Genomic DNA, 16,716 nt, shown 5'->3' with positions numbered 1-16,716 from the left:
CTGGCTTTTTATGAAGGGTGGAAATAATTGGATGTCATTTAAAATGGGGAAGAATGTTGTCATTGGTGAAGATGTAACATTTGGAAATAATGTGAAAATAGGTAATAACGTTGTTATCTATGAAGGTACACGAATAGGACATAGCGTTATTATTCAGGATAATGCTGTTATTGGGAAACAACCTACACGGGCAAAAGCCTCTATTCTCCCGGATGTAAAGAAGTTGCTGCCAACAGTAATTGGACCTGGGGTGACAGTAGGTACATCAGCTATTATTTATGCAAGTGCAGAAGTTGGTGAAGATGTATTTATAGCCGATTTGGCAACTGTCCGGGAGCGGGTGAAAATCGGAGAGAAAACAATTGTTGGCCGTGGAGTAGCAATTGAAAATGATTGCGTAGTCGGTAAGAGTTGCAAATTAGAAACTAACTGTTATATTACTGCATATTCAAATCTTGGCAATTATGTATTTGTTGCACCATGTGTCGTTACTACAAATGATAACTATATGGCTCGAAGCAAAGAACGATTTGATAAGTTTAAGGGTGTCACGGTAAAAGATGGAGGTCGTATTGGAGCAAATGCTACAATCCTACCTGGAAAAGTAATTCATGAAGATGGAACCGTTGCAGCTGGAAGCATTGTTTCGCGAAACGTGGAGAGGGAGAGTTTAGTTGTAGGATCTCCAGCGAAAGAATTAAGAAAAGTTCCTAACGAACAATTGTTGAGAAATCAATAATGAGAAATATTATTAGAAACGAGGAATCTAAAATGGTAATTAAGTTCTCTCCACCTGATATTACTCAGAGAGAAATTGACGAGGTTGTAGATACATTAAAATCTGGTTGGATAACTACCGGACCTAAAACTAAATTGTTTGAAAAGAGGATTGCTGAATACTGTAATACTTCAAAGGCGGTATGTTTAAATTCAGCCACATCATGCATGGAAATGACGCTAAGACTACTGGGAATAGGAGAAGGCGATGAAGTAATTACATCTGCTTACACGTATTCAGCTTCAGCAAGTGTTATCCATCATGTAGGAGCTAAAATAGTGTTAGTTGACACAGCAAAAGACTCTTTTCACCTAGACTATGCTCTTCTGGAAAAAGCAATAACTGAAAAAACAAAAGCAATAATTTCTGTTGATATTGGTGGAGTAATGTGTGATTACGAAAAGATATTTGAAGCAGTGAACAGTAGTAAAGACTTATTTAAACCTTCTAATAAGCTACAAAGTCAAATTGGGAGAATTGCTGTTATAGCAGATGCAGCTCATTCATTTGGAGCTTCTTACAGAAATAAAAAAAGTGGTGAGTTAGCGGACTTTACATGTTTTTCGATGCATGCTGTTAAAAATCTAACTACTGCTGAAGGCGGAGCTGTTGTCTGGCGCAATATCACTGGGATAAATACCGAAGATATTTACAACGAATATATGCTTTTATCACTTCATGGACAAACCAAAGATGCACTTTCGAAAACTAATTTAGGTTCTTGGGAATATGATATTATAGCACCAAACTATAAATGTAACATGACCGATATAATGGCTTCACTTGGTCTAGTTCAGCTTGATAGGTATACGAAAATTCTTGAAAGAAGACGAGAAATAATACAATTATACGACTCGCTTTTAAAAGACAGTAAATTAAGTACTTTGAAACATTTTTCAAGTGATCATGAGTCAAGCGGACATTTATATTTAGTTAGACTCGAAGGTAAAAATGAAACATTCAGAAATGAAACTATTAATAAAATGGCGGAGAAAGGCATACCAACCAATGTTCATTATAAACCACTTCCTATGCATACCGCTTATAAGAATTTAGGATTTAATATGAGCAACTATCCAAATGCATTTAGTATGTATGAAAATGAGATTACTTTACCATTGCATACTTTATTGAAAGATAATGAAGTAGAACATATAAGTTCATCCTTATTATCTTTGGTTTAATTAACGCAGGGGGTTTAAAATGTACAAATTGATTATAAAAAGAATTATAGACATTGTTTTTTCTATATTATTAATGCCCTTCGTCATATTTGTAATTATTATTTGCGCAATATTAATAAAATTTGAAGACAAAGGGCCTGTTTTTTATTTGGCAAAAAGATTAGGTAAAAATAAAAAAGAATTTAAAATGTATAAAATCCGAACAATGAAAGTAAATTCTCCGGATTTAAGGAATGAAGATGGTTCTACGTATAATTCAAAAAATGATTCAAGGGTTACAAAAATAGGTGAATTTTTGAGAAGGACGAGCATCGATGAAGTCCCGCAGATTATTAATGTTTTAAAAGGGGATATGAGTTTTATCGGTCCTAGACCTGACTTACCAGAACATGTTTACTACTATAAGAATAAAGATTTTAAAAAGCTTGAGGTTTTACCTGGTATTAGTGGGTACAACCAAGCATATTTCAGAAACTCTACTGAATGGAAAAATCGATTGAAAAATGATGTGTATTATGTTGAAAACATCTCGTTTATTTTAGACTTTAAAATAATTATTAAAACTATATATACAATATTTTTCAGTAAAGGAGTTTATATTGATTCGCAAAACCAATAAAAAAGAGGTGGCGAAATGATGAATAGTTCATCGGATTTTAAAGGAGAAAATTTTGACTTTAAAAGTTTAGTATGGGATACAAATTATTTTGGTATAGAATCAGCAAAGTTATCCTTAAATGGGATAATTAATGATTCTAGTAAAATAAAATTAAATGAGTTAATGAAAGAATTTAATTTTATTACAATAGCGAATTTTAATAATCTAAATGAAAATAATATTTGGCTTGGCACATTAAAAGATGTATTTATAGCGGATATTAATATTCAGTTTGATAAAAAAATTAATCAGAAACCAATTGAAGTGCATCCAAATACTGAAATTTATAATTTTTATAATGAAAATGTTAAGGTTAAAAAGATAGCTGAGAAATCTTTTGAATATTCAAGATTCACAAACGATCCTCATTTACCTCAGGAAAAGGCTAGGAAAATATATCTACATTGGACCAACTCGGCATTTGAAAATGAGAATAAGTACTTTATTGTAACGAAAAGAGAAATGGAAATTGCCGGATACCTACTATTTTCTGTAATTAAAGATACGGCTATTATTGAATTAATAGCAGTTGACGAGAAATTCAGGGGAAGCCAAGTTGGAAAATCTTTAATGTTTAAATTAGAAGAATATGTTTTTAGAAATAAAATATCTAATATACATGTAGGGACACAAATGAACAATATTACTGCCGTTAATTTCTACAGCAAGCTAGGTTATAAATATAAAAGTTGTACCTCAGTTTACCATAAATGGAACAAAAGATAACAAAAAAGGGGCTTAAACGTGAATATATGGATTATTAATCATTATGCTATGCCACCGGAGTTTGAGGTTAGAGTGAGAAATAATGTGATGGCGAAATACCTAAAACTTAGCGGGCATAATGTTAAAATTATTTCTGCAAGTGCAATTCATAACACGAATATTAACTTGATGGAGAATTACAAAGAGAAAATTATTGAGAAAAGTTATGATGGATTAGACTTTGTCCATATTAAAACTATATCGTATAATGGGAATGGTCTTAAAAGGATTCTAAATCATATTCAATTTCCAATGAGGTTGTTTACTCAATACAAAAAAATAGATGCGCAACCAGATGTAATTATTTGCGATTTAGGAGTGGTATTCGCAGTATTCCCTTACTTTATTTCAAGAAAGTTAAAATCAAAGTTTATTCTTGAGGTTAGAGATTTGTGGCCAGAATCAATTGTTGGTTTTTTAGGTATCTCCAAGAGAAACCCAGTAGTTAAATTTTTGTATTGTATTGAAAAGTGGATGTACAGCAAATCTCAACATATCATTTTTAGTATGGCTGGAGGCAAAGACTACATAAAAGATAAAGCTTGGGATAATAACATAGATATGTCGAAAATTCACCATATTACAAACGGAGTAGATTTTGATGTTTTTAATGAACGCATTAAGAAATATCGAATCTCCGATTCGGTATCTGGAAGACGAAAATACTTTCAAAGTTATTTATACAGGCTCAATTAGATTGGCTAATAACGTTGAAACTATCGTTAATGCTGCACAAAAAATAAAAGAGCTAGGAAATGAAAAAATTAAATTTCTAATTTACGGAGAAGGACCGGATAGAGCAATACTTGAGGAGAAGTGTAAAGAAAATAACATCAATAATGTAATATTTAAAGGCCAAATTCATAAAAAGTACATTCCTTATGTTCTATCAAGAGGTAACTTAAATATATTGCATTATAAACAATCTAATACATGGAAATATGGTGGAAGTCAAAATAAACTTGCAGAGTATATCGCAAGTGGAAAACCCATTCTTTCAACTATAGATATGAATTATAATCTTATTTCTCAATATAATTGTGGAATAACAACAAAGGATGCTAGTCCAGAACGTTTAGCTGAAGGTGTGTTGTATTTCCATGATATGACAAAAGATAAATATGAGTCGTATTGCGAAAATACATTAAATGCTGCAAATGACCTTGATTATAAAACATTAACAATGAAACTTGAAAATATATTGTTACAAGATAAATAATAGCTCAGACATTGAGATGGAAAAAACCTTATCCAGGCATTGATTACCTCCATACCAAGACCGATGGCAAGATGGGTTTTACCCTTGTGATAAGGTTTTGGCAAGACCCGTTTAACCATCGGATTTCGATTTGAAGTGAAAGGTACACTCTCTGTTAACTTTGATGAAGTCACGGCTAATGTGTTTTTTTAGATCGTTTTCAAGCGATATGAAGAGGAGCTATGATAGCCTTAGTTAGAATGGGATATAACTTTCGGAGATGATGTAATTTGCAACAGCAGGTCGCCTCTTATATCACTCCGTAACCTTTAGCATAAAAGGCGATTCTTATCGCATGAAAGAGAAAAAGAAGGCTGGGGTATTTCCTCTGCCTTCAATGCCAGAATCGATGAAATGAGGAATTTTATTCTGGCGTTTTTGGGGAATTTTTATTCGGTATTGGCAGAGATCGATTTCGGGTATCAGTTTCTCGTTGAATTTGAAATAGATACATAAATCGTTACTTTTTTATATTTTAAGAATAACGAATGGCAGTGTTTTAATATTAATAGTGTCCGGAATGGTGAAAATAACCGGTTAAGAGCACTATAAGACTTCTTATCACGTTTGTACAAAAGAAGAATTTGACGCAGCATGAGCTACGCTGGTTGTTAGAACATGAACAGGTTTGCCTGCGGATATGATAAAGCGCAATGGATTACTTTATAAAAAAATTGATATTGGATTGTCGGAAGGATGGATTGAAGGATTAACCTACGACATGTTTCGAACTCGCCACGAACGTCAGTATGGTGGTTATGGATTTGACAAGATGATAATTTCTACTAAAACAATGTAGGCGATTAGGTTAAATGAAATGAAAATACCCTGACGGAATAGGAAATAGAAGTCTAATAGTTTATAATAACTAATATTAAGTAATTTGTCAGGGGTGTTTTCTTTTAATGAAACGTTTTTCACTATTGTTATCTGTTGAGTTCTATTATTCTATCTTCTTGTTTTCGGGTTACTTCAAAGAAAGCATTAATATAGGAATTGACTTAACTGTAATTGCCCTCCTTATAACATTAGTTTTATCGATTATTAATATCCTTCAAAGACCAAGTGTTAGTAAACGGTACATTGTTCCAATTATTATATTTGCATCGCTTTATTTAGTGTTGCTAGTTAGTATCTATTATAGTCCAAGTGTCAGCTCTTTAGATAAGGTGATAAAATTCACGTTTTTAACAATTACGGCTTTTCTTGTTCCACTACTAACTTACCGAGGTATAGAGTCGTTACGCAAAACTGCTATAACAATTACGGTGATTTCTTTACTTTACGCTTTGTCAGTTATCCCCTTAATTATAACTAATGCCGGTAACGTGGGGTTTGTTGGGGATCAAGGTCAATATCAATCTCTGGGCAGGATGATGGGTATTGGTAGTATCCTACTTATTTTTTATTTTTATTTAAAAGGAAACAAGAAGACCAAAATTATCGGCTTAATATCATTAGGTTTTTGTATTATTGTGTTATTTACCGCAGGAAGTAGGATGCCTATAATCGCTTTTATATTAGCAGGACTCTATTACGTCTTCACCTCTTTTAAAATAAAAAGGGGAAGGTTGTTATATAGAAAAGAGATGAAGTGGATTTTTGTACTCTTGTTCCTAACATCGCCAGCGTTTGTATTTTTGTATCAAAATGGATATTTCGAAACTATTTTATACAGGTTTGAGGTATTAATGACTGAAAAGAACGGCGGTGTATCGGCAAATGGGAGAATCGAAGCTTTCAAGACTGCTTTTGAGACTTGGAAAGATTACCCTTTTTTAGGTAATGGAATTGGCAGTTTCGGGTTAATCTTTTACGGATTTGAGTTTTATGATTATCCGCACAATATAATTTTAGAGCTAATGATGGAGCAAGGCTTAGTTGGTATAATAGTGTTTTTAACGTTATTATTTGTTGTGTTGGTAAAGAGCATTTCTTTAACAAGATCCAAAGACCCGATTTATTATGTTTGGACTCTGGTTTTCGTTTATTTCCTATTCAATTCCTTTGTAAGCGGTGATATAAATTCAAACAGAATGCTTTTTGCGGCTATGTCTTTCGTATTGATTGCTCATAACGATTATAAAACTAGATATAAAAGCGAAAAAACTTTAAAAGGTAGTATAGGTGCATCGAAGTTAGCTAATGCACCATAGGACCAAATTGTTTATTCACCGACAAAGAATTTAAATCACTAAATTTCAGTGAATTTATTTTCGGGTATCAAATTATCGTGGAATTCGGAATTTATTCAGGTCGAGTAGGTCGTGTCCTTTTCCATATGGAATTGGACACCTTCCCCTTTCAAGCGAACGATCGATCGTGGCGAAAGGCAGCTTGAATAATGTGTGCACTTGCTCCCTCACATCTGCTGTACAGTATTCTAAATTATGCATTACAATCCATCCAATTAGGTCGAGGTCTTCTTTTGACAAAACACCTTCGTGGTAATTTCTATGATGGAAGGATGCTTTCATTAACTCCCTATGAATCTCGAACTTAAAATGTCCATTATATTTGTTCTTCATTATGCACACTCCTCGTATTTTTCATTTCACCATACTTGCATAAGCCCCAAAAACTTAGCATTGTCTTCTCGATGCTTCCCCACCGTCAAACCGGTTCCACTCTAAAACTGTAATGAGCAAGTCTTGTCCATTTATTTCATACTTCAACACTTCTAAGCGAGCGAGTGTTTCTAAAGCAACCTTGACCTTTTTGATTGTCATTGAATAATGGACGCATCTTGCAAATGCTCGTAAAGTGGTGAGCAGCTGTCCCGGTTGAACGGTCACCGTTTCATTTTTCCAAACCCCTTCCTTCGCGCGATCATTCACACACGCCAGCAATGTAATATACGTCGTTTTTTCTTCGGGAGTTGTCTCTCTCCACACCGGCTCGTCAATTAGTGAACTCGGCATCTTAATCCAACCTTGATTCATTTTCATCTTCCCCTTTACTTTTCCATTGTGAACAGCCCTTTCACTCTCTATATAGATGCGTGTTAGCGAAAAGGATACATAAGTGCGAAATTAATTTAAAAAATTTAAAAAAGTGGATGTCTGCGTAGGATTGTATTCCCGTTTATCTATGGCACAGGCACCGCCAAAAGTAGTTGTTCTGTAAACTTTGACTTGGCCGATAGCGTTTGTAATGTTCTAGGTTTCCGCATAAGGATCTCGCTCAGAGATAGTACTTTTGACACCACCCACAAATTACATAAAGACTAGAATATTCTGACATAATGAATATGTGAGACTATACAAATAAATGGTAGTTAGAAGTAAAATGATAGAATAGACATGTTTGGGGAAGGGAGGATTGGTTTTCACATACAACTTATAATTTGATATTTACAAGCTTTTTTAGCACCTAAGAAACCTACACACATAACTATTCAATATAATAGCTAGGAGTGGAGTGGGAAAGTGAATAAAAAAAATTTTGGTTTGTTTAATGTATTTGTTCTTTTACTGGTCTTTGTACTGGCTTTTAGCATGCTAATTCCGCAATACAGTTTTGCTAGTACGAATGATACGGTGCGTTCTAAGGAGATAAAAAGATCAATTATTGACGAAAAAGTAATAAGTGAGTTTGACAATGACGAATATGTCAAAGTTCTTGTGGTATTAGAACAACAAACGAATACGGAAAAGGTTGCAATAGACGCTGTAAACAGCGCAAATAAGCAAAATAACACAACAAATAGCCTGAGCCTGAAACAGGTAAAACAACATGCAGTCGTAAATGCACTTCAGCAAACGGCGGAGAGCTCGCAAAAGGACTTAATTACCTTTCTTTCTAAAGAAAAGAAATCTGGACAAGTGAAAGAGTTTGAGAGTTTTTTCATATTCAATGGACTTGCTGTTACCGGCACGAGAGAAGCAGTTGAAAGAATTGCTGATTTTACTGAAGTGAAATCTATCATTTTGGATGAAAAGCAAATCATTGAACCGATTTCAGATGAAAATCTAACAGATACCAATGAAAAAGTAGCTACGACATCCGATGAAATAGAATGGAATATTAGTCGGATTGGCGCCCCGGAGGCATGGGGAAGAGGAGTAACTGGCGAAGGCATCGTTGTTGCAAATATTGACTCTGGAGTTATCGCAACACATCCCGCATTAAAAACAAAGTATCGTGGATATGATCCAAATAATCCTGATGTCTTATCGCACGAATTTAACTGGTTTGACGGTGTATTTGGCTACGCAGCACCTAATGATTCCGATGGTCACGGTACACATACAATGGGAACAATGGTAGGACAGGAACCTGACAATTCGAATCAGATCGGAGTGGCACCTGGTGCAAAGTGGATTGCCGCTAGAGCATTCTGGCTCGGTGAAAGTCACGACTCTTATATTATTCGTTCAGCTCAGTGGATGCTGGCACCAACTGATCGTAATGGTGTTCCACATCCAGAAAAAGCACCAGATGTTATCAATAACTCGTGGGGTGGCAATCCGCTCAATAATGATTGGTTTAGACCGCTCGTACAAGCTTGGCGTTCTGCAGGTATCGTACCGATCTTTTCGACAGGAAATGCAGGTCTATTTATGCCTGCTGATCCAGGGAGTGCCTCTGCTCCGGGGAATTATCCAGAATCCATTGCAGTTGGTGCAACAACTGCGACTGATGAGTTGGCAAGCTTTTCTTTAAGAGGACCTTCTGAAAATGGTGATATAAAACCTGATCTTGTTGCGCCGGGTGTAGGAATTCGTTCCTCATTGCCAGGTGAAACTTGGAATACGTTTTCATACGGGACTTTGAACGGTACATCAATGGCTGCCCCGCAAGTAGCAGGGACAATTGCACTGATGAAGCAGGTAGATGATACATTAACAGTTAACCAAATAGAAGATATTTTGAAATTAACAGCAGTTCATAAAACCGATGGAGGTTATCCTGACTATCCGAATAATGGGTATGGCTATGGATTGTTAAATGCAGATGCTGCAGTAGCGGCCGTTGAAACTGGGATAGGTTCTGTTCATGGACAGGTTATAACGAATGGTGAAGACGATGAAGATCCTTCCTATGAACAAGAACCACGTAAAGTAGTCTATGAAGGAATGGATACACAGTTTTCAATTCAAGCGAAAGACAACAACAATGTCAATAGAGTCGTATTACATGCTCGTTTGAACGAAATGACAGAAAAAAGCTATGAAGCATCATTAGAAAAAGGGAATTACCAAAATGGTCTATTTTCAGTTATGATACCAGGTGCGGATCTTGAGGGAACTTCCTTTGAGTATTGGTGGACGATTGAAGATTTTAATGGCAATCGAATTGAAACTGACCATTCAGCCATTCCAATCAGTCAAGGGATTACAAACGGCTACATTGAAAACTTTGAAAGTTATCCAGACGGCTGGTATTCGTTCGGAATTCATAATTCATGGGAGTGGGGTAAGCCGACATTCGGGCCAAGTGGTGCAGCATCTGGTGAAAAAGTGTATGGCACCAATTTACGCGGACAAACGGAGATGTTCGCTAATATGACGCTCATGATGCCACCAATCCTTGTAGAAGATAATACCGTATTGAACTTTAAGCAATGGTACAGTATTGCAAGATGGGATACGGCTTCTGTTTATGCATCAGAAGATGGAGTGAATTGGGAAAAACTATATCAGTTCAACCAATCTAATAAGTTTTGGCATGACATTGGGTTAGATTTATCAAAATACAACGGTAAAAAAATATTCATTGCATTTAATATCCAAACAGATGATTCTAAAACGGATGGCTGGTATATTGACGATGTTAGGCTAACTTCAGGAGGAAGCCAAGAAGAAAGTACGATGAATGACTCGACTAGTCACAAACTAGAATTATCGGAAAAATCTTATCCTACAACAGAATTACACAATCAAATAACAGTTACGACAGGAGAATTACCTGTAGAAGCGACTGTGAAGGTTGTTGAAACGGGGTGGACGACTAAAACGAATTCTCACAATGGGGCTTTTGAAATTCATCACCCGGCAGATACGTACACATTAGAAATTTCAGCTTATGGGTTTGAGACAACAACACAAACTATAACGCTTACGCCTCAAGGAAAAATCACACCATCAATAAACTTACAAGCATTACCTGCACAAACAATCAAAGGGAAGATTAAGGATGCAGCAGGTCAACCGGTGAAAGATGCTTCTATACTTCTATTAGAAGATGGAAAGGCACAACCCGTAAAATCTGCCGAAGATGGCTCTTATCGTTTAAATGGCTATGAAGGCACATATACCTTAAAGGTTTATGCAAAAGGATATCATGGAAAAACACAAACCATTGAAGTGAAACGTGGCGAAAATATTTCGTATAACGTTAAGCTTGCTAACTATGAAAGTGAACAAACTGATGAAATTCGTTATGACAATGGAAAATATAACAAAAATATTGCTTTTGGTAAAAAAGGTAATGGTTTTGCAGTTAAAATGTCTTTAGACGATGGGCAAGACTTTGCAATGTTAACTGGAGCAAAACTACAATTTTGGGCTGCTCATGTCCCGGTACCCGGCGGAGATGATATTGTACTTTCTGTTTACGATGCTAAAGGAAAGGATGGGGCACCAGGTAATAAATTGGCAGGGCCAATTACTGTAAAGGCACAAAGAAATCTATCTAAATGGACTGAAGTTGATCTATTAAGTTTAGGGGTTGTCGTTAACGATGATTTCTATATCGTGTATACACAAGCGGATGATTATCCGTATGTCCCAGGCTTCGTAACAGATGGCGATAAAAATAATTGGGCTGCAAGAAGCTGGGATTATATAGGGGGGCATTGGTTTAAAGCTAACCAAAGTCTAGGTAACTACATGATTCGTGCTGTTGTTGACTATGGTACAGAAGCGCAAAGTGTTCCGGCGGAAGTGAATATGAAAACGAATGAAATGGTTGGAGCAGCTCCTTTTGATATTGAGTTCGACGTATTTATCGGAACAGAAGAATTAGATTCTGTAATGTATCAAGTTACAGCAAATCCGATTCCTGACGAAGATGGAGTTTGGGAAGAAACAGGTATTCAGGCAATTGGAGGAGAGTTTACGGTAACATTACGAGAAGCCGGTAGTGCTTATATCCATGTCAAAGTGAAGGATATTCTCGGACATGAAGAGTTGGAGACTTTTGGTCCGTTTGAAGTAGAAGACGAGCCGACCATCCCAATCACAACTGAATTAGTCGTGGAACCTACCTCTCTTGCATTATCTGAGGGTGATACGTCACAGCTTACAGTGAAATCTATCACGACTCAAGGAGAAGAAGTAACTGAAGAAGATGTAACGAATTTAGCTGAATACAGTGGATACGATAGTGATGTTATTGCTGTTACTGATGGGCTTGTTACTGCAATAGCAGAGGGTCAAACAGAAATTTCAATTGCGTATGGTGAAGATACAGCTGTAGTTGCAGTCACTGTGCAAAAAACAGTAGAAGAACCAGCCAGAGAGCTCGTACTAAGTACAACATCTCTCAAATTAAAACAAGGGGATTCTAGCCAACTGACTGTAAAAGAAATTACGAGAGAAGGAGATCAAATAACAGAAATAGATGTGACAAATCTTTCTACGTATAGTGGGTTTGATAATGAGGTCATTAGTGTTGTGAATGGACTTGTTACCGCAGTAGCCAAAGGGAACACATCTATTAAGATCACGTATGAAGGCTTGGAAGCGAATGTGAATGTCATTGTAACAGATTCCGTCGATCCACAACCTACTGAAACGCTAAAAGTGTTGCCGGATAAAGTTTCGTTACTAGTAGGTACTTTCAAACAACTTACTGTTATTTTAACGACAATAGGTTAAAAACCAGGTGCCTGTGCAAGGTTGAATTCAGTCAATTCACTACAATTGCATATACATAGAACTGAGTTGTTGTAGTTGATGGGTTTGTATATTTCTGTTGCATATTCATACGAATTGGCTGAATTAACATGAATGTTTCCGGCACAGGCACCGACAAAAATTACAATCACCCTTCCTCCACAACGTGTTTGTAAATGAGACAGCATTGGCAATAGGCTTGTTTGGTTTTTGCGAACGGGTTGGGTAGTAATGTTGGGAGTAGGTCTGTGTTGAGAAAGGGTGGGGGTTGTTTTGTTTCGTTCACGTAAAAGGGAAATGAGCTGTATGGATAGTCTGCTAGATTTTGCACCATTGGAATGGCTGTGTCAATTGGGTTGCGATGGATGTAGCTGCTGACGATGAGCAAGGCTTCTGGGCCGTCGACGTGTGATGCGTAATATCGCTTTTCGTAAATCCTGCCTACATGTCCGTAGCGTTTTGCGTAGTAGTCGCTATACTTGCGATTGACGGACGCCATCACTTTGCTCAGGTTGGTTTCTGAGCGGATGAGCAGGTGGTAATGATTCGTCATGATGCAGTAGGCGAGTAAGGTGAAGGGGTATTTGGTGTATGTGTGTTCAATTGCTCGCCTCAGGTTCAGTTGGTCCTCGTCGGTTGCGAAGATCTTTTCACGGTTGTTACCACGCATGACGACGTGGTAGTAGGCGTTTGGGCGCCAGTTGCGTTTTCTTCGCGTCATTTAACGCCCCTCCATTCGCATTGAGGTGTTTAAATTGGAGGCGATTGTTTTCCATTGAATCGCTTCCTGTAACGCTTCTTCTGAAATGTGTTCGCTTCCCGATAGATCTGCGATTGTGCGAGCGATTCGTAATAGTTTCATTTGTGTACGGTTGCTCCACTTTTGTTCAAAACAGATGTGTTGAATCGTTTGTTTTTGGTCCGTAGTCAGTCCGCATGTTTCGTCAAACAGTTGGAACGGAACAAAGCCATTCAGCCACTCGTTGCCGTAACGAGCGCGTTGCAGTTCACGTGCTTTTGTTGTGCGCTTTCGGATACTTGATGAAGTCTCCGCTTTGCCTGTCGCTTGCAGTCCGACACTTTGGAGCGAAAGCACGAAGTCAAGGCGGTCCAGTAACGGGCCTGATGCTTTTAGCTGGTAGTTCATGATTTGTTTCGGTGAACATGTACAGTACCGTTCATTCGAGCCGGCATAGCCGCAAGGACAAGGGTTTGTTGCGGCGATTAAAATGAAATTCGACGGATACGTTACGGATTGTTTGACGCGATTGATCGTCACTTGGCCGGTTTCCATTGGTTGTCGAAGCATGTCCAATGTTTTCCTTGAGAATTCACCGAGTTCATCTAAAAACAATACGCCACGATGGGCGAGTGAGATTTCACCTGGTCTAGGGAATGTTCCGCCACCAATTAATGAAATCGACGAAGCGGAGTGGTGAGGATGACGGTAAGGTGGACGAACTGACATGCCCCGGTTTTCCTGCGCTAAATGATAGATGCTATAAAGTTCGATTATTTCATCGTGTACCAAATCCGGTAAAATCGTATGAAATGCATCCGATAGCATACTTTTACCGCAACCAGGCGGTCCAGTGAGTAACAAGTGATGTCCGCCAGCAGCGGAAATTTCAAGTGCGCGTTTCGCTTGTTCATGCCCACGAATGGAAGCGAAGTCCGTTGTCGCCGTTTCTACCGTTGTTGCAGTAGCCGTTTCGATAACAACTTCTTGCGGATCCAAGTCAAACGAGGGCTGCCCGTTCAAGTGGGCGATCAATGCATCCATGTTTCGTAACGGTACGATGTCTACATCTCGATCAAGATGTTTTAAGAACGATAGATCGATTGGCGGCACTATAACTCGTTTGAAACCAAGCGCAATTGCTTGTTGGATTGCTGGAATCATGCCGTGGAACGGGACTAATTCACAGTTCAATGAGAGTGCAGCGATGACACAAGTAGATGCATCAATCGGCAATGGCTTCTTCAACACTTCTTGCATGACAGCAAGTAACATCGCGCAGTCAAAACCTGTTCCGCTTTTACGGATATCCGCAGGTGACAAATGAATGGTAATCTTCTTCATTTCAATATCTACATTTAACGCATGCAAGCAACTGAGCACGCGCTCCTTCGACTCTTTAATGGAAGCATCCGGCAAACCGATGATCACACATTGTTCCTTCTCCACTCGCACATTTGCCTCCACCGCCACCTTGTGGCCTTTCATCCCTTGCAACCCGACACTCATAATCACTGAAGCGATCGGTACCCCCTCCTCAATCCTTTTCTTCTAGTGTAGCTCTCGTTCACAAGGCTGACAATTCACGGAATTGTTTCATAAGCTGCATTAATAGATTTTAATTGAGAATAGAGCATAGGAATAGCGAAGAATGAAGGGGGTAATTGAGAAAAAGGTGAAAAATTGAATTTTGGCTTGTTGGATGGATGCCTTTGCATGGCTGAAATCAATTCATTCACTACAATTGCATATCCATAAAATATAAATACGTACCGCAATATGCTCGGCGTGATAACACCGCATGGAAAATGATTCAAGCGAACGAATTATCACGTCAGTCGCTTACTGAACATCAATAAGCCTAGAACGTTTCATACAAAAACGCCTTGAACATTGGTGAGACGTTCAGGCGTTTTGATTAAGATGAACGGATCACCTTATCATCCTATTGTCTTACGAGTTGTTTACTGCGTTACATGATTTTCTGTCCGATTAAGCAAATGCATGGAATCCGCATCGATGAGGATATATGTTTTGCCTTTTTCTGGTATCCAGTCATTGTCAACCTCTTGATTGAAAGGCAGCAATGGATAGAGCGTGATTGATGTACCGTCACGTTCTGTTTCAATCCGTTCAATAATGCCGAGCGTGATCAGTTTTTCAAGTGAACGATCGATCGTGGCGAAAGGCAGCTTGAATAGTGTATGCGCTTGCTCCCTCACATCTGGTGCACAGTATCCTAAATTGTGCATCACAATCCATTCAATTACGTCGAGGTCTTCTTTCGACAAAACGCCTTCGTGGTAATTTCTATGATGGAAGGATGCTTTCATTAACTCCCTATGACTCTCGAACTTAAAATGTCCATAATATTTGTTTTTCATCATACACACTCCTCGTATTTTTATATTTCACCGTACTTGCAGAAGACCATAAGCTTAGCGTTGTCTCCTTGATGCTTCGCCTCCGTCAAACCGGTTCCACTCCAAAGCGGTAATGAGCAAGTCTTGTCCATGTATTTCATACTTTAAAACGTCTAAGCGAGCGAGTGTTTCTAAAGCATGCTTCAACTTTTGGCTCGTCATTGAGTAGTCGACTTGTCTAGCAAATGCTCGTAAAGTTGTGAGCAGCTGTCCTGGTTTAACGGTCATCGTTTCATTTTTCCAAACCCCTTCCTCTTCGCGCTCATTCACATACACTAGCAAGGTAATATACGTCGTTTTCTCTTCGGGTGTTGTCTCTCTCCACACCGGCTCGTCAATCAGTGAACTCGGCATGTTAATCCAACCTTGATTCATTTTCATCTTCCCCTTTCCATTTTGAACAGCCCTTTCACTCTTTATATAGATGCGGGTTAGCGAAAAGGATACATAGGGGCGAAAATAAATTTATAGATTTTTAAATCGGGGCCTGTGCAGAGCGATCGAGCATAGGTTGCGACATATAGCGGGTGGGAACCCCGCCAAGGAAGAACTAGTCATTAACTCGTACCGCGTCTTGGAGGGTGCTGGGTAACCATCATCTTCAAGCGTAGACAGTTAGATGGCGTACCGGAAGCCAATAGGTTGAAGGGATTTAGCTTCGAAACGCCAATCAAGGAGGCTGATGTGATTGCACACACAGAAAGCAACATCTTCACGGACGATATGGCAAGACCGTGAAGACTCCTTCGGAGTCATAGACCTTGGCACGTCAGACATTGATTTTTTGTAGCAACTAGGGAGATCCTGTCGGTCTTTCCAATTTTCAATTGAAGAGTATGGCGGAACAAGCGATAAAAAGTGAGAAAGCCAAATGCCATTGTGCTACTTATAAAAATACAAAAAAGTGAGCGTCTTCATGGAATGGAAGATAATATCTGAAACAAAACCAATAAAATAAGAAAGAATCCTCAGGTTTTCTGCGGCTTGTTCTTACTTTTTCGTAGGGGGACTATGCTGTACACCACAAATATGTATGATGCCGAAATATATACTCCTCTTGCTTGGAACAT

At 38.1% G+C, this 16,716-nt stretch carries 14 protein-coding genes; 8 read left to right on the top strand and 6 right to left on the bottom strand.

The window, feature by feature from the left end:
- Positions 1-31 precede the first annotated feature (31 nt).
- The 7 genes from ACVHUV_RS00340 to ACVHUV_RS00310 all read left to right on the top strand — a co-directional run bounded on the left by ACVHUV_RS00340 (position 32) and on the right by ACVHUV_RS00310 (position 6,799).
- A complete protein-coding gene (locus ACVHUV_RS00340) occupies positions 32-739 on the top strand; it encodes a DapH/DapD/GlmU-related protein (RefSeq protein WP_462085725.1) in 708 nt (235 codons plus the stop codon).
- A 32-nt stretch (positions 740-771) separates the two neighbouring features.
- Positions 772-1,962 carry a DegT/DnrJ/EryC1/StrS family aminotransferase gene (locus ACVHUV_RS00335; protein ID WP_462085724.1) on the top strand — a complete coding sequence of 397 codons (1,191 nt, stop codon included), beginning with the start codon at positions 772-774 and terminating at the stop codon, positions 1,960-1,962.
- Positions 1,963-1,981: 19 nt separating this feature from the next.
- Positions 1,982-2,581, top strand: a complete 600-nt coding sequence (locus ACVHUV_RS00330; RefSeq protein WP_462085723.1) for a sugar transferase — start codon at positions 1,982-1,984, stop codon at positions 2,579-2,581.
- Positions 2,582-2,596: 15 nt separating this feature from the next.
- Positions 2,597-3,346 (top strand): GNAT family N-acetyltransferase, encoded by a 750-nt coding sequence (locus ACVHUV_RS00325; RefSeq protein ID WP_462085722.1) that lies wholly within the window; start codon positions 2,597-2,599, stop codon positions 3,344-3,346.
- 18 nt (positions 3,347-3,364) lie between these two features.
- On the top strand, positions 3,365-4,081 hold the full coding sequence (locus ACVHUV_RS00320; protein ID WP_462085721.1) for a glycosyltransferase family protein: 717 nt from the start codon (positions 3,365-3,367) through the stop codon (positions 4,079-4,081).
- A complete protein-coding gene (locus tag ACVHUV_RS00315; protein WP_462085720.1) occupies positions 3,987-4,604 on the top strand; it encodes a glycosyltransferase in 618 nt (205 codons plus the stop codon). The genes ACVHUV_RS00320 and ACVHUV_RS00315 overlap by 95 nt, the downstream gene beginning before the upstream one ends.
- Positions 4,605-5,548: 944 nt before the next feature.
- Positions 5,549-6,799, top strand: a complete 1,251-nt coding sequence (locus ACVHUV_RS00310) for an O-antigen ligase family protein (protein ID WP_462085719.1) — start codon at positions 5,549-5,551, stop codon at positions 6,797-6,799.
- A gap of 72 nt (positions 6,800-6,871) precedes the next feature.
- Here ACVHUV_RS00310 and ACVHUV_RS00305 read toward each other — a convergent pair whose 3' ends face one another.
- Together ACVHUV_RS00305 and ACVHUV_RS00300 are read right to left on the bottom strand one after the other, a co-directional pair.
- On the bottom strand, positions 6,872-7,171 hold the full coding sequence (locus ACVHUV_RS00305) for a hypothetical protein (protein WP_462085718.1): 300 nt from the start codon (positions 7,169-7,171) through the stop codon (positions 6,872-6,874).
- A gap of 54 nt (positions 7,172-7,225) precedes the next feature.
- Positions 7,226-7,585 (bottom strand): hypothetical protein, encoded by a 360-nt coding sequence (locus tag ACVHUV_RS00300; RefSeq protein WP_462085717.1) that lies wholly within the window; start codon positions 7,583-7,585, stop codon positions 7,226-7,228.
- A 486-nt stretch (positions 7,586-8,071) separates the two neighbouring features.
- Between ACVHUV_RS00300 and ACVHUV_RS00295 the strand changes: the two genes are divergently transcribed.
- Positions 8,072-12,466 carry a S8 family serine peptidase gene (locus tag ACVHUV_RS00295; RefSeq protein WP_462085716.1) on the top strand — a complete coding sequence of 1,465 codons (4,395 nt, stop codon included), beginning with the start codon at positions 8,072-8,074 and terminating at the stop codon, positions 12,464-12,466.
- A gap of 166 nt (positions 12,467-12,632) precedes the next feature.
- Here the strand turns inward: ACVHUV_RS00295 and ACVHUV_RS00290 are convergent, their stop codons facing one another.
- From ACVHUV_RS00290 to ACVHUV_RS00275, 4 genes are all read right to left on the bottom strand, one after another.
- Entirely contained in the window at positions 12,633-13,205 is a 573-nt protein-coding gene (locus ACVHUV_RS00290) for a transposase (RefSeq protein ID WP_462085715.1), read from the bottom strand.
- Complete coding sequence (locus ACVHUV_RS00285; protein ID WP_462086954.1) at positions 13,206-14,732, bottom strand: YifB family Mg chelatase-like AAA ATPase; 1,527 nt, start codon at positions 14,730-14,732, stop codon at positions 13,206-13,208. It lies immediately after the preceding gene.
- Positions 14,733-15,187: 455 nt separating this feature from the next.
- Positions 15,188-15,607 carry a hypothetical protein gene (locus ACVHUV_RS00280; RefSeq protein ID WP_462085714.1) on the bottom strand — a complete coding sequence of 140 codons (420 nt, stop codon included), beginning with the start codon at positions 15,605-15,607 and terminating at the stop codon, positions 15,188-15,190.
- Positions 15,608-15,661: 54 nt separating this feature from the next.
- Positions 15,662-16,021, bottom strand: a complete 360-nt coding sequence (locus ACVHUV_RS00275) for a hypothetical protein (RefSeq protein WP_462085713.1) — start codon at positions 16,019-16,021, stop codon at positions 15,662-15,664.
- Between the last annotated feature and the right edge of the window lie 695 nt (positions 16,022-16,716).

It is taken from the genome of Sporosarcina saromensis, from assembly GCF_054901285.1.
The sequence above is the reverse complement of the archived record's forward strand: the minus strand, read 5'-3'. Positions and strand labels throughout refer to the sequence as shown.

Bases quoted from the DNA above. Each gene is read 5' to 3' on its own strand.
- ACVHUV_RS00340 (WP_462085725.1), top strand. From the start codon at position 32: ATGTCATTTAAAATGGGGAAGAATGTTGTCATTGGTGAAGATGTAACA.
- ACVHUV_RS00335 (WP_462085724.1), top strand. From the start codon at position 772: ATGGTAATTAAGTTCTCTCCACCTGATATTACTCAGAGAGAAATTGAC.
- ACVHUV_RS00330 (WP_462085723.1), top strand. From the start codon at position 1,982: ATGTACAAATTGATTATAAAAAGAATTATAGACATTGTTTTTTCTATA.
- ACVHUV_RS00325 (WP_462085722.1), top strand. From the start codon at position 2,597: ATGATGAATAGTTCATCGGATTTTAAAGGAGAAAATTTTGACTTTAAA.
- ACVHUV_RS00315 (WP_462085720.1), top strand. From the start codon at position 3,987: ATGTTTTTAATGAACGCATTAAGAAATATCGAATCTCCGATTCGGTAT.
- ACVHUV_RS00310 (WP_462085719.1), top strand. From the start codon at position 5,549: ATGAAACGTTTTTCACTATTGTTATCTGTTGAGTTCTATTATTCTATC.
- ACVHUV_RS00305 (WP_462085718.1), bottom strand. From the start codon at position 7,171: ATGAAGAACAAATATAATGGACATTTTAAGTTCGAGATTCATAGGGAG.
- ACVHUV_RS00300 (WP_462085717.1), bottom strand. From the start codon at position 7,585: ATGAATCAAGGTTGGATTAAGATGCCGAGTTCACTAATTGACGAGCCG.
- ACVHUV_RS00290 (WP_462085715.1), bottom strand. From the start codon at position 13,205: ATGACGCGAAGAAAACGCAACTGGCGCCCAAACGCCTACTACCACGTC.
- ACVHUV_RS00285 (WP_462086954.1), bottom strand. From the start codon at position 14,732: ATGAGTGTCGGGTTGCAAGGGATGAAAGGCCACAAGGTGGCGGTGGAG.
- ACVHUV_RS00280 (WP_462085714.1), bottom strand. From the start codon at position 15,607: ATGAAAAACAAATATTATGGACATTTTAAGTTCGAGAGTCATAGGGAG.
- ACVHUV_RS00275 (WP_462085713.1), bottom strand. From the start codon at position 16,021: ATGAATCAAGGTTGGATTAACATGCCGAGTTCACTGATTGACGAGCCG.